General features: G+C 63.6%; 11 protein-coding genes. 8 read left to right on the plus strand and 3 right to left on the minus strand.

Features of this window, described 5'->3' with window-relative positions:
* Positions 1-21: 21 nt before the first annotated feature.
* Together NED97_RS04040 and NED97_RS04045 are read right to left on the minus strand one after the other, a co-directional pair.
* Positions 22-330: a DUF7518 family protein gene (locus NED97_RS04040; RefSeq protein WP_252489442.1), complete on the minus strand. Its 309-nt coding sequence runs from the start codon at positions 328-330 to the stop codon at positions 22-24.
* A 216-nt stretch (positions 331-546) separates the two neighbouring features.
* The gene (locus NED97_RS04045) at positions 547-1,263 is read right to left on the minus strand and encodes a helix-turn-helix domain-containing protein (protein WP_252489443.1); all 717 of its coding nucleotides are present in this window, start codon (positions 1,261-1,263) and stop codon (positions 547-549) included.
* Positions 1,264-1,405: 142 nt separating this feature from the next.
* Between NED97_RS04045 and NED97_RS04050 the strand changes: the two genes are divergently transcribed.
* From NED97_RS04050 to NED97_RS04060, 3 genes are all read left to right on the plus strand, one after another.
* Positions 1,406-2,263, plus strand: a complete 858-nt coding sequence (locus NED97_RS04050; protein WP_252489444.1) for an SDR family oxidoreductase — start codon at positions 1,406-1,408, stop codon at positions 2,261-2,263.
* Between the two features lie 8 nt (positions 2,264-2,271).
* Entirely contained in the window at positions 2,272-4,290 is a 2,019-nt protein-coding gene (locus NED97_RS04055) for an AMP-binding protein (protein WP_252489445.1), read from the plus strand.
* A 214-nt stretch (positions 4,291-4,504) separates the two neighbouring features.
* Positions 4,505-4,849, plus strand: a complete 345-nt coding sequence (locus tag NED97_RS04060) for a DUF7344 domain-containing protein (protein ID WP_252489446.1) — start codon at positions 4,505-4,507, stop codon at positions 4,847-4,849.
* A 154-nt stretch (positions 4,850-5,003) separates the two neighbouring features.
* Here the strand turns inward: NED97_RS04060 and NED97_RS04065 are convergent, their stop codons facing one another.
* Complete coding sequence (locus NED97_RS04065) at positions 5,004-6,329, minus strand: dicarboxylate/amino acid:cation symporter (RefSeq protein ID WP_252489447.1); 1,326 nt, start codon at positions 6,327-6,329, stop codon at positions 5,004-5,006.
* Positions 6,330-6,629: 300 nt separating this feature from the next.
* Here NED97_RS04065 and NED97_RS04070 point away from each other — a divergent pair, with 300 nt between their 5' ends.
* The 5 genes from NED97_RS04070 (at position 6,630) to NED97_RS04090 (ending at position 12,580) form a co-directional block, all read left to right on the plus strand.
* The gene (locus tag NED97_RS04070; RefSeq protein WP_252489448.1) at positions 6,630-7,118 is read left to right on the plus strand and encodes a cupin domain-containing protein; all 489 of its coding nucleotides are present in this window, start codon (positions 6,630-6,632) and stop codon (positions 7,116-7,118) included.
* Positions 7,119-7,198: 80 nt separating this feature from the next.
* Complete coding sequence (locus NED97_RS04075; RefSeq protein WP_252489449.1) at positions 7,199-8,434, plus strand: carboxylate--amine ligase; 1,236 nt, start codon at positions 7,199-7,201, stop codon at positions 8,432-8,434.
* A 137-nt stretch (positions 8,435-8,571) separates the two neighbouring features.
* Positions 8,572-9,885: a dicarboxylate/amino acid:cation symporter gene (locus NED97_RS04080; protein WP_252489450.1), complete on the plus strand. Its 1,314-nt coding sequence runs from the start codon at positions 8,572-8,574 to the stop codon at positions 9,883-9,885.
* A gap of 66 nt (positions 9,886-9,951) precedes the next feature.
* A complete protein-coding gene (gene gatB, locus NED97_RS04085; RefSeq protein ID WP_252489451.1) occupies positions 9,952-11,448 on the plus strand; it encodes an Asp-tRNA(Asn)/Glu-tRNA(Gln) amidotransferase subunit GatB in 1,497 nt (498 codons plus the stop codon).
* 127 nt (positions 11,449-11,575) lie between these two features.
* Entirely contained in the window at positions 11,576-12,580 is a 1,005-nt protein-coding gene (locus NED97_RS04090) for an MBL fold metallo-hydrolase (protein ID WP_252489452.1), read from the plus strand.
* Positions 12,581-12,659 lie beyond the last annotated feature (79 nt).

Genomic DNA, 12,659 nt, shown 5'->3' on the forward strand with positions numbered 1-12,659 from the left:
AACTGCGGCGTAGCCGTGCAGTTATGCGACGATAATGTCGTCGGTACCTGAGTCTTCCGCTTCGTCACCGGTCGCGGGGTCGTCCGCATCGGCGTCGGCCGTCGCTTCGGCGACCTCGTCGGGTGCCGCTTCCTGCGTCTCCTCTCCTTCGGTCGCTTCCGCCTCCTCGCTCCGACGCTCGGGAACGCGAGTCGGCGTGTCCGCGTCGAGTTCGGCCTCGAGAACCCGGATTCGCTCCTTGGCTTCGATCAGTTCGCTCGTGAGTCCCTCTACGGTCGACTCGAGTTCCGCAACGGTCGATTCGAGCTGCTCGACGCGATTTTTCGACATACACTCTAGGGACTCGTGTGGCCACATAAACGTACGTCAGACACAACTAACAGTTCTGGTAACTCTCCGGAGTCGTTTCGTGACGTGCTCAGCCGCGGCGACGTATACAGTAGCCGCTGAAAGTCGCTGCGCACCCGATCGCACGACGGGAGCGCGGTTCGGAGCGAGCCAAGCAAGCGAGAACCGCGGACACTGCGATCGGTGTGTAAATCGTTACTATAGCTGCCCACCGTCTTCGATCCCTTCCAGTGCCGTCAGTGCGGCCTTCAGAATCTTTCGCTCGCTGCGTCGCAGGTTCATCGAGACGGCGGTCTTCGAGATGCCGAAGTGGTCCGCCAGTTCGTCGAGCGTCGTCCCCCGCGGCGTCTCGTAGTAGCCGTTCCGCGAGGCGACTTCGAACGTTTCCCGCTCGGTCTCGGTCAGGGAGCGACACCCCTCGAGGAGAGACATTGCGCTACTCGAGTTCTCGAGCAGATCGAACAGCGTGGTCGGCCCGAACTGGTCGCGACCTTCGACCTCGTAATCGTTGTGGCGCTCGAGTTCGGCGAGGGTCCGATCCTCGGCGTCGTCGTCGTCGAAGCCGACGTGCCAGCGCTCCCGGCCGTTCTCGATCTGGAACGGGCCGGTGATGTAGCCGTCGTTCTGCTGAATCGTCTGCATCGCGTTCGTCTGTTCGATCGTCGTCCCGATCTGGGCGACGTTGTCCCGTTTCGAGAGGATGTAACACTCGGTCATGTTCGGATGTGCCCGAAGCTCGCGCAGCCCCTCCTCCAGCGCCCCCGTCGAGTCCCCCTTCGCGATGAGTCTCGTCTCGAGTTTCTCGGCGTCCGTATCGAGTTGCCACTGGACGGCGGAGAAGGCGATATCGACGTCGTCGGTGGTATCGATGAAGGGGCAGTCGTACTGCCGCATGTCGATATCGAGGTCGATCATTTCACGGTAGTTTATACCATAATAGGGCTATTAACTGTTAGCATTCTCCGGTTCGCGGACTCTCGGGACCGCTCCGGCCGCTGTTGATATGTTAACAGACTCGTTTTAGCGTGTCCCGGGCCTCGTAAGAGCTGTAAGTGCTATGTCTCAGGATCACGTGACTCCGCCGACGGTTACGCGCGAGAGCATTCATACGATCGCGGACGACTCCTTCACGGATCGAAACGTCTGTCTCGTCACGGGCGGGGCCTCGGGCATCGGTCGGGCGACCGCGCTCGCGGCAGCGGGGAACGGTCTCACCGTCGCCATCACGGATCTCGACGAAGACGGCCTCGAGGAGACGGTCGCTCGAGGCGAGGAACTCGACCTCGAGGGAGAGATCGAGCCGATTCCGGGGGACCTCACGGTCGACGACGACATCGAGCGGGTCGTCGAAGAGGCGGCCGACCTGGGCGACCTCAAGTACCTCGCGAACGTCGCGGGGATGCAACACATCGACTCGATAGCGGAGTTTCCGATGGAAGCCTACGATCGGATGCACCGGGTGATGCTCCGGGCACCGCTCTACCTCTCGAAGCTCTGTATTCCCCACTTCCGGGAGACCGAAGACGGCGAGGGCTGCGTCGGGAACATGGCGTCGGTCCACGCCCACTACGTCACGAGCGACAAGGTCGCCTACAACGTCTCGAAGTTCGGGCTGCGCGGGCTCACCCAGTCGATCGCCGCGGAGGGCGACGGGAAGATCCGGTCGTTCTCCGTGAGTACGGGCTACGTGAAGACGCCGCTCGTGACGGATCAGCTTCAGGACACCGCCGAACAGCGCGGTATCAGCGTCGAGGAGGTGGTCGAAGACGTGATGCTCGGCCAGTCCCGGGTCAAGGAGATGATGGAACCGATCGACGTCGGGAACCTCTTCCTGCTCGGCTTCTCCGATCTCGGCCGCCACCTCGACGGCGGCGACCTGTTGTTTGATGGGGGTATGACGCTTACCTACGAGTGAGAGTAACGATGGCAGGAAACACCTCCCTCGAGAACGTCGACGAAGTGGTACACGAACCGAGCGACGAGTTCGTCGAATCCACCAACGTCTACGACTTCATGCAGGAGTACGGTATCGACGACTACGAGGAGCTCATCGAGCGCACCACGACGGACCTCGATGGAGTTCCCGAAAGCGGCGTCGACTGGTTCTGGGACGAACTGGTCGACTACCTCGACCTCGAGTTCTACGAGGAGTACGAGACGGTTCGGGACGACAGCGAGGGGCCGCAGTTCACCGACTGGTACCCCGGCGGCGAACTCAACATCGCCCACAACGTCGCGGATCGCCACGCCGCCGTCGACGAGGAGCGCCGGAACAAGGTCGCGACCATCTGGGAGGGCGAGGACGGTGAGATCCGGGAGATAACCTACCACGAACTCCACCGCCAGTCGAATCAGGTCGCCAACGCGCTCGAGGAGCGAGGCATCGAGACGGGCGACACGGTGGGACTCTACATGCCGATGGTCCCGGAGGTCGTCTCGATCCTCTACGGCTGTTTCAAGGTCGGTGCGATCGCGGTCCCCATCTTCTCGGGATTCGGCGTCGACGCCGCCGCGACCCGGATCGCGGACGCGGAGTGTTCCGTCCTCTTTACCGGCGACGGCTTCTACCGCCGGGGCGATCCCGTCTTTCTCAAGTCCGCCGCCGACGAGGCGATCGAGGAGGCCGGTTACGTCGAGCACACGATCGTCTTCGATCGGCTGGGGTCCAGTACCCGGGCGAGCGAGCACGAGATCCCTTGGACCGACGACCGCGACGAGTGGTGGACAGGGGCCGTCGAGACCGAAGGCGACGAGTACGAGACCAAATCGCTCGACTCGAGCCAGGAGTCGATGCTGCTGTACTCCTCGGGAACGACGGGCAAGCCGAAGGGGATCGTCCACACCCACGCGGGCGTGCAGGTCCAGTGCGCGAAGGAGGTCTACTTCGGAATGGACCTCAAACCGTCGGACCGGTTCTTCTGGGTCTCCGACATCGGCTGGATGATGGGGCCGTGGACGCTGATCGGGACTCACAGCTTCGGCGGCACCGTCTTCATGTACGAGGGCGCGCCCGACTACCCCGAACCTGACCGATTCTGGGAGATGATCGACCGCCACAAACTCACGCAGTTCGGCATCTCGCCGACCGCAATCCGCGCGCTGCGCAAGCACGGCGACGACTGGCTCGAGGGACACGACCTCTCCTCGCTTCGCCTCCTCGGTTCGACTGGCGAACCCTGGGATCCCGAATCCTGGCGCTGGTTCCACGAGAACGTCGGCGGCGGCGAGGCGCCGATCATCAACATCTCCGGCGGGACGGAGATCTGCGGCTGCTTCCTGATGCCGATGCCGTCCGAACCGCTCAAGCCCTGTACGCTCGGCGGCCCCGGTCTCGGGATGGACATCGACATCGTCGACGCCTCGGGCGAGTCCGTCAGGGAGGACAACGAGCGCGGCTTCCTCGTCGCGCGCGACTCCTGTCCGTCGATGACGAAGTCGCTCTGGTCGGGCGACGAGCGCTACCTGAACGAGTACTGGTCGACGTTCGAGGACATGTGGGACCACGGCGACTGGGCCCAGAAGGACGAGGACGGCTTCTGGTTCCTCCACGGCCGGGCCGACGACGCGCTGAACGTCGCCGGCCGCAAGGTCGGTCCGGCGGAGGTCGAGGGCGCGCTCATCGACCACGACGCCGTCAACCAGGCCGCGGCGATCGGCGCCCCGGACGACACCACGGGCACCGCGGTCGTGACGTACGTGATTCTCGAGGACGGCGCCGAGGAGAGCGACGACCTGCGCGAGGAACTGCGCGCGCAGGTCGGCGAGGAACTCGGCAAGCCGTTCCGCCCCCGCGAGGTGCTGTTCGTCGACGAGTTCCCGAAAACCCAGTCGGGCAAAATCATCCGACGAGCTATCGAGGCCGCCTACACGGGCGAGGAGCTGGGCGATATGAGCAGTATCGAGAATCCGGAGGCCCTCGAGGACCTCGAGGACGCGCGGTAATCGGCTTCGATCTCTTCCTCTATCCTCTCGAAGCAACACAACACGTCAGTTATTCACTCGTCGCCGTCCGCACAGACGAGATCTGAACCAACTGCATCAAGTGACGATATTTCTGTGGATTCATTTTGAGAAATGAGGAGTGGCTGAAGAAAGTATTGACTTATAACCGATCTACCTAAACACTCTTCAATCTCTAGTCCGATACTCGAAGATAATGCCACTCTCGCTCGTCGAGGCGGCTATCGCCCTCGTCAGCTTGATCGATGAGGTTTGTATATACGCGTTAAAATCTAGCGGGGCGCTCGCTCATCCCGTCCGTCGTCGCGTGGTTTCGATCCTCGTCGATTACGATGTTTTGCGGCGAGAGGAGTTAGCAGAGTTGATCGCCACCGGTGGATCGATCTCGCGGAACGATTCCGAACGACTCGAAATAGCGCTCCACCACGCCCACCTTCCGAAACTCGACGAAGAGTTACTCATCGACTACGATCAGCGTACCGGTGACGTAGTGCTCTGGGAAGATCCAGACACTGTGAACGAAATGCTGGACTCAGCGTGACGGAAAACGGTGTCGGATCGACCACTTCGACCCGTACGCGACAGCCGTTGCGAGCGAGACGTCATCCGCGGGCGGGAATTTCGACGGAATCGTTTTCTTTTCCCTCGAGTTTTCGGCCGCATCAGAAATAGCGATCCGAAGCGCGCTTCGGAACTCAGTCGTCGCTCGGGGCGCTCTCGCCGCCCATCTCCAGCCCTCGAGTCGGATCGACCCACGAACCGCTCGAGAAGTCGATTCCGTCGTTCCAGTGTGCGACGACCGTGGTGACCGCGAGGTCGCCGGTCACGTTCGTCATCGTCCGGAGCCGATCGAGGATCGGATCGACGCCGGCGACGAATCCGACCACCGCGAGGGGCAGCTGAAGCTGGGTCAGCACCATCGTCAGCATGATCAGCCCCGTCCCGGGGACGCCGGCGGAGCCGATGCTCGCGAGCACGGCGATGAGCACGACCGTCACCTGTTCGCCGACCGTCAGCTGAACGCCGACGAGGTTGGCGGCGAAGATGGCGGCGACGCCCTGGTACATCGCGGTACCGTCCATGTTGATCGTCGCACCCAGCGGCAACGAAAAGCCGTAGATCCCCTCGTTGATGCGGAGATTTTCGTCGGCGTTCGCCATCGTCACCGGTAGGGTCCCGCTCGAGGAGCGGATCGAGAGCGCGGTGATGATCGCGTCCTTCGATCCCGTGAGGAACGCGACCGGCGACTCCCTGGTGAGCGCGACGATCAGCCCGCCGAGGTAGACGACGGTGATGTGGATCAGCACTGCGGCGAGCAGCGTGCCGATCAACAGCGCGAAGGGAACGAGCGCGTCGGCGCCGGCCTCGCCGAAGACGGCGGCCATGAGCGCGAAGACGCCGATGACGCCGTACTCCATGACGCCCCAGACGATCTTGAACATCGCCTCGGTGCCGGCCTCGACGATGTTGAAGAACGATTCCACGCCCGCCTGGACGGCCTCGTCCTCGCTGGTCTCCTCGAGTATCAGCAGCGCGATACCGAAGACGATGACGAAGAAGATCGTCGCGAGGACGTCTCCCTCGGCCATCGCGCCGATCGGGTTCTCGGGGACGATCCCGAGGAATACCTCAAGGAAGTCGGGTGTCTCCGCCGGGTCAAACTCCGTGTCCTCGGTCAGCGTTAGCCCGCGACCCGGGTTGACCAGGTTCGCGACCGCCAGTCCGATGAACACCGCGACGGCGGACATCACGGCGTACAGCGCGACGATCTGTCCGCCCACCTTCCCGAGAGTGGACGGCGAGATACGTCTGATCCCCATCAGCAGCGTGAAGATGATGATCGGAATGACGATCATGCTCAGCAGTCGAACGAAGAGATCTCCCAGCGGCTGGAGTGTCGTCGCGGGTTCGCCGACGGTCAACCCGAGAATCGAACCGAGTACGAACGCGGCGCCGATTCGATACACGATCGGTACGGAACGGTATCGCGACCAGTACTCTCCGATGTTACCACGTGGCATGTTTGTCCGAAAGTGGAGACTGTGCTATAAAGATGGGTGTATTCGATCGGCGATATCCACATATTTTGGCGAAATATAGCGATCCGATGACAACATTCGCAACAATCGTTGTCTCATTAATCTTCGGATCACGAACGAACCGCCGATACCATCGTTTTGCCGTGAGAACGGAGTATCCCGGCGTCGTGAAAAACGGTTATGCGACGAGCGGTCGTTCTAGTACGTGATTCAGGCCGATAAACGTCGAGTCGGCGTCTTTATACTGTCGTATGACGGCCCGTAATCACCCAGGTGAGAGCCATGGCAACAACACCGAAAAAACAACACGAAGCGGCTCGAGCCGTCGATCTCTACCAGTTCGAGGGGGCCGACGTGTACCAAAAAGGCGACGAACGAGCCCGGATTCGCGGCTACTTCCCACTTACCCCAGGGATGCCGAACGGGAGCGACGTCGGTGCCGACGATCTGATGATCGTCTGCATCGAGATCGAGCCGGGCAACTACCTCCCGTCCCACCGAGACAGCAACGAGGAACTCCTCGTCGTGACCGCGGGAGCGGTCGAGGCGACGATCGGCGACGATACGATCGCCCTCGAGAACGGTCAGTGTGCGGTCGTTCCGGAGATGGCACCGCACGGCCTCTACAACGCCGGCGATGAAACCGCTCACGTCATCGGGTTCTTCCCCGAAAACGAGCTGACCGCCACGTTCGAGGAGACGCTACAGCCGTTCGGAACTGACGTCGTAACCATCGGCGGAACCCCTCCGGAGGAACCCTCGAAGCGGTGACCGCCGAACGGTAACCCGTCCGCGGGGCTCCGTTCGAGCAGTTCCGATCGATTTTTGCGCTTCGAACGGTAGCAATTCACATGGCCGAGACCGTCTACGACACGCGGACGTTCCTGGACGAACTGGTGACGCGGTCGTTCGACCGAGCCCCGGCGATCGTCTGTAACGCTCATATTACCGGACTGGCGGTCGCCCGGGCGCTCGCGGCCCGCGACGTGCCGGTGATCACCCTCGATCGGTCGCCGGACGGCGTGGCACCGTACTCGGACGCCGTCGACCTCGCCGGTCTGGTCACGTACCCGCTCGAGGACCTGGCGGCGTTCGGCGAGGAGCTGACGGCGATCGCGGACGCGCTCGAGCACGAGCCGGTGTTGTTCCCGTGTATGGACGAGTGGGTCCACGCGGTCGCCGAGATCGATCCGGAGGGGATCCGGCTCCCGTTCGCCGACTTCGAGACGGTCGACGCCGTCCTCGACAAGACCGAACTCTACGCGCGGGCGGACGAGCAGGGCGTGCCGACGCCGGAGACCTACCGGCTGGACGAGACGGATCCCGGCGACGCGGCCGACGAACTCGGCTTCCCGCTCATCGTCAAACCGGCTCTGAAGCGCCGGTTCGAGGAGGCCTTCGGCACGAATCTCGTAGAAGCCGAGACGCGGGAGGAGTATCACGATATCGTCGAGCGGGCCCACGCAGCCGATATGCGAGTGATGGCCCAGGAGAAGATCCCGAAAGAGCAGGGCGACCTCTACACGCTCGCGTCGTACGCCCCCGAATCGGGCGTCGACGACGCCGTCACCTTCGTTGGCCGGCGGCGGGCGATCTACCCGCCGGAATTCGGGACTACCTGCCTCGTCGAAGGGGCCGACGCCCCCGAGATCGAACGCGACGCGCTCGCCGTGCTCGAGGACGCGGGCTACCACGGCATCAGCGAGGCGGAGTTTCTCTACGATGCGCGCACGGACGAGTACCGCCTGCTCGATATCAACACCCGGCCGTGGAAGTGGATCGGGCTGCCGATCGCGGCGGGTGCGAACCTCCCCGCGGCGGCCTACGCCGACGCGACCGATTCCGCGTACGAATCGGGCGTCGTCCGGGACGTCAGTTGGGTGTACCTCAAGGACTACGCGGCGCTGCTCTCGAACAATCCGGTCGACGACGTCCTCTCGCGCGACCAGTGGTTCTCGATCGTCTCCGGAGAGTTCGAACGACGAGACGACCTCACGACGGCCGTCTACCGCCCGTCCGATCCGGGACCGACGTACCAGCTTCTCGCGACCGAATTCGGCACTCGAGAGTACTACTGCCCCTGTTAACCCGGTCCTGCTCGGCTCGGTAGCGAATATAAGGTCTCAGTATCTCTCAGTAGTATTTAAACGGTATGTGTTAGCAAGGACCCCCCCTTTCTACGACCGGAAGCCTCGGGCTACGCTGAGGAACACTCGAGGGCACAATGGCACGAAACACGATTGGAAACGTGTGGAATCGGTATCGGTCGGTGTCGATCGCCTACCGCATCGGCGCCGCGTTCGTCCTCGGCTCGATCCTCGGGTTAACCGTCGGCGAACCCGCGACCGCACTGGAACCCCTCGGCGATCTGTTCATCAGGTTGCTGGAGATGCTGGTGATCCCGATCGTCGTGTTTACGTTACTGATGGGGATTCGCCAACTCTCGCCGGCCACCCTCGGCAAGGTCGGCGGGCAGGTAATTCTCCTGTACGCGTTCACGTCCGCGATCGCGGTAGTTATCGGGCTCACGGTGGCGAACGTGATCGATCCGGGAACGGGGTTGACGCTGACCGAGGGAGCCGTCGAGACCGAAGACCCGCCCAGTGCGACGGAAGTGTTCCTGGGAATCGTCCCCGAGAATCCGATCGAAGCGATGGCGGCTACCGATCTCCTCGCGACGCTCTTTTTCGTGATCGTCTTCGGACTCGCGCTCGTGCTGGTCCTGGAAGAAATCGACGACGAGCCGGTCGAGAGGGGCGTCGAGACGATCTTCGATATCGCGGAGGCCGGTTCGGAGGCGATGTTCAAGATCGTCTGGGGCGTCATGGAGTACGGCGTCATCGGCGTTTTCGCGCTCATGGCTGTGGTCTTCGCCGACGCCGGTCCGGGAGCGCTCCGGGTGTTCGTGACGCTGATCCTCGCGCTCGTGCTCGCCGTCGCCTTGCACATCGCGATCGTCCACATGGGGGTTCTGATCGTCGTGCTGACCCAGCAGTCGCCGATCGCGTTCCTAATCGGCGTGAAGGAGGCCCTAGTGACCGCACTCGCGCTCGCCTCCTCGAGCGCGACGCTCCCCGTCTCGATGGCGAACGCCGAAGATAACCTCCGGATCAACGAGGGGATCTACGGCTTCTCGCTCCCGCTGGGCGCGACGATCAACATGGACGGCACCGCGATGTACCAGGGCGTCGCCGCCGTCTTCGCCGCCAACCTCGTCGGCGTCCAGCTGACGCTGACCGAACAGTTCATCGTCGTCACCATCGCGGTTCTCGCCAGTATCGGGGCCGCCGGCGTGCCCGGAGCGGGACTGATCATGCTCACGCTCGTGCTCACCCAGCTCGGGCTGCCGCTGGAAGTCATCGGCTTCGTCGCCGGCGTCGACCCGATCCTCGATCGGCTCCGGACGATGACGAACATCAGCGGCGATCTCGCGGTCGCGACCGTCGTCGCCCACTGGAACGGCGCCGTCGACTTCGGCTCGGGAATCTGGGACGGCGCCGTTTCCGAGACGCCCCCGTCGGCCGACGTCTCCGATTAGGCTCCGCGTTTCGATCGCGATCCGCCAGTCGTTAGGCTTTACAGCCGTCGCGCCGAATCCCGACTAATGACTGCCCAGACCGTCCAGCAGGGCGACCTCGTGACCGTCATCGGCCTCGAGGTCCACGTCCAGCTGGAGACCGACACGAAGATCTTCTGTGGGTGTTCGACCGAACAGACCGACGAGCCCAACGAGAACGTCTGCCCGGTCTGTCTCGGCCTCCCCGGCGCCTTGCCCGTCCTGAACGAGGCCGCCGTCGAGGCCGCCGTCAAGATCGGCAAGGCGATCGACGCCGAGATTCCGGAGGAGACGCGCTTCCACCGGAAGAACTACTACTACCCCGACCTCCCCAAGAACTTCCAGATCACCCAGTACGACGAGCCGATCTGCGCCGACGGCGACCTCGAGATCTCGGTCGAGGGCGACCGTCGGACGGTAACGATCGAGCGGGCCCACCTGGAGGAGGATCCGGGGAGCCTCCAGCACGTCGGCGGTGGCGGCGGGATCGACTCCGCCGACTACACGCTGGTCGACTACAACCGCGCCGGCACGCCGCTGATGGAGATCGTCACGGCGCCGGACTTCCGCAGTCCGAGCGAGGTGCGGGCGTTCCTCGCCGAACTCGAGGAAGTGCTCGAGTACTTGGGCGTCTTCGACGCCGAGCGGGACGGCAGCCTGCGAATCGACGCTAACCTCTCGATCATCCCCGAGGACGAAATCGAGAGCGACGACGTCACGGAGATCGGCGCGGAGGCGCTCGCGGCCGCGAACCGCACGGAGGTCAAGAACATCTCGAGTCACAAGGGCGCCGAGAAGGCGCTGGCCTACGAGGAGACCCGCCAGAAGAACGCGATCCAGCGCGGCCGTGCGGTCGAGCAGGAGACCCGCCACTGGGACGAGTCTCGCGGCATCACGGTCTCGATGCGCTCGAAAGAAGAGGAGAAAGACTACCGGTACTTCGAGGAAGCCGACCTGCCGCCGCTTCGAGTCTCCCACTGGAAGGACGAGATCTCGATTCCGGAACTCCCCTCCGCACGACGCGAGCGGTTCCAGGCGGAGTACGGCCTGAACGACGAGGCAGCTTCAAAACTCACCTCCACCAAACAGGTCGCGGACTTCTACGAGGACGTCGCGAGCGAGTTCGACCCCGACCTCGCCGCCACCTGGGTCGCTGACAACCTGCTGGGCGAACTCAACTACCGCGACATGGAGATCACGGATCTCGGGGGCCGACTCGAGGAGGTCACGCGACTCGTCGAACTCGTCGCCGAGGACGAAATCACGGCGAAAAACGCCCGCGAGACGGTGTTGCGGTCGATGCTCGACGACGAGAAAGCACCGGACGAGATCGTCGAAGAAGAGGGACTCGGCAAGACCGGCGAGGACGAGGTACAGCAGGCCGTCGTCGAGGCGATCGACGAGAACCCCGACGCGGTCGACGACTACGAGTCGGGCGACGACGGCGCGATCAACTTCCTCGTCGGGCAAGTGATGCAGAAGACCGGCGGCAGTGCGGACCCCGGCGACGTGAACCAGTTGCTGCGGACCGAACTCGAGGGCTGAGCCACTCGAGCGGACCTGCAGAAGCACCAGCTTTCGAACGCTGTTCGCTTTCTATCCCGCAGCAGTTAACAGTCTGGCATCTCCGCAACCGCCCGAACTAATACCGGTCACGCTGTCTGTACGGGACATGGATCGCATTTCGCTGGGTAACGAGGAGTTCGAGGGGCGAAACAACGCCTACGTGCTCGCCGACGAGGAACGGGACGAACTCGCGCTGGTCGACACCGGGATCGCGACCGACGCCGTCCGGGCCGACCTCCGCGACGGGCTGGCCGAACGGGGATACGAGTTCGCAGATATCGACGACGTCGTTCTGACGCACTTCCACGTCGACCACGCCGGTCTCGCCGGCGAGATCCAGCAGGAGAGCGACGCGACGGTCTACGTCCACGAGGCCGACGCGCCGCTCGTCGAGCGGGATTCGGGCGCGGTCGCCGCCGTCGAGGAACGCCGACTGGAACTGCTCGAGCAGTGGGGTGTCCCAGACGACGCCCGCGAGGAACTGCTCTCCTTCCTCGAGGCGGGAACCAGTCTCGAGGGAGAACCGGCCGAGACGACGCCGGTCGAGGGTGGGGACGTTCTCGAGGTCGGCGGGCGGACGCTCGAGGCGCTCCACGCGCCCGGTCACGCGGCCGGACTCTGCTGTTTCGAGATCAGCGGTGCGTCGGAGACGCACCGAGGAGGCGGCTCGGAGGCGTTCGTCGGCGACGCCGTGTTACCGGTCTACACGCCGAACGTCGGCGGGGCCGACCTCAGGGTCGACCGACCCCTGGCGAAGTACGCGGAGACGCTGGGGAGGATCGTCGATCGGGACTACGACCGCGTCTGGCCCGGCCACCGCGATCCGATCGACGAACCGACCGAGCGAGCGCGGACGATCCTCGAGCACCACCGGGAGCGGACCGAAAACGTCCTCGACGTGCTCGAGGATCACGGACCGGCCGACGCCTGGACGGTCAGTGCCCACCTGTTCGGTGACCTCGAGGGCATTCACATCATCCACGGACCCGGCGAGGCGTACGCACACCTCGACCATCTCCGCCACGAGGGCGCCGTCACGTTCGACGAGGGCCGATACGCCCTCCGTGACTCTGCGACCGACCGCGAGTCGATCGGCGAATTCGTCTCGTAACGATCCCACAAATCTGTGTGATCGTCCGCGCGTGAGGGCCGTCACCGACCTACATATTTAATAGACAGGAACCAGAACC

It is taken from the genome of Natronococcus sp. CG52 (genome assembly GCF_023913515.1).
GTDB lineage: Archaea > Halobacteriota > Halobacteria > Halobacteriales > Natrialbaceae > Natronococcus > Natronococcus zhouii.

Excerpts from the sequence above, each read along its gene's own strand:
- NED97_RS04040 (WP_252489442.1), bottom strand. The coding sequence starts at position 330 with ATGTCGAAAAATCGCGTCGAGCAGCTCGAATCGACCGTTGCGGAACTC.
- NED97_RS04045 (WP_252489443.1), bottom strand. The coding sequence starts at position 1,263 with ATGATCGACCTCGATATCGACATGCGGCAGTACGACTGCCCCTTCATC.
- NED97_RS04050 (WP_252489444.1), top strand. The coding sequence starts at position 1,406 with ATGTCTCAGGATCACGTGACTCCGCCGACGGTTACGCGCGAGAGCATT.
- NED97_RS04055 (WP_252489445.1), top strand. The coding sequence starts at position 2,272 with ATGGCAGGAAACACCTCCCTCGAGAACGTCGACGAAGTGGTACACGAA.
- NED97_RS04060 (WP_252489446.1), top strand. The coding sequence starts at position 4,505 with ATGCCACTCTCGCTCGTCGAGGCGGCTATCGCCCTCGTCAGCTTGATC.
- NED97_RS04065 (WP_252489447.1), bottom strand. The coding sequence starts at position 6,329 with ATGCCACGTGGTAACATCGGAGAGTACTGGTCGCGATACCGTTCCGTA.
- NED97_RS04070 (WP_252489448.1), top strand. The coding sequence starts at position 6,630 with ATGGCAACAACACCGAAAAAACAACACGAAGCGGCTCGAGCCGTCGAT.
- NED97_RS04075 (WP_252489449.1), top strand. The coding sequence starts at position 7,199 with ATGGCCGAGACCGTCTACGACACGCGGACGTTCCTGGACGAACTGGTG.
- NED97_RS04080 (WP_252489450.1), top strand. The coding sequence starts at position 8,572 with ATGGCACGAAACACGATTGGAAACGTGTGGAATCGGTATCGGTCGGTG.
- gatB (WP_252489451.1), top strand. The coding sequence starts at position 9,952 with ATGACTGCCCAGACCGTCCAGCAGGGCGACCTCGTGACCGTCATCGGC.
- NED97_RS04090 (WP_252489452.1), top strand. The coding sequence starts at position 11,576 with ATGGATCGCATTTCGCTGGGTAACGAGGAGTTCGAGGGGCGAAACAAC.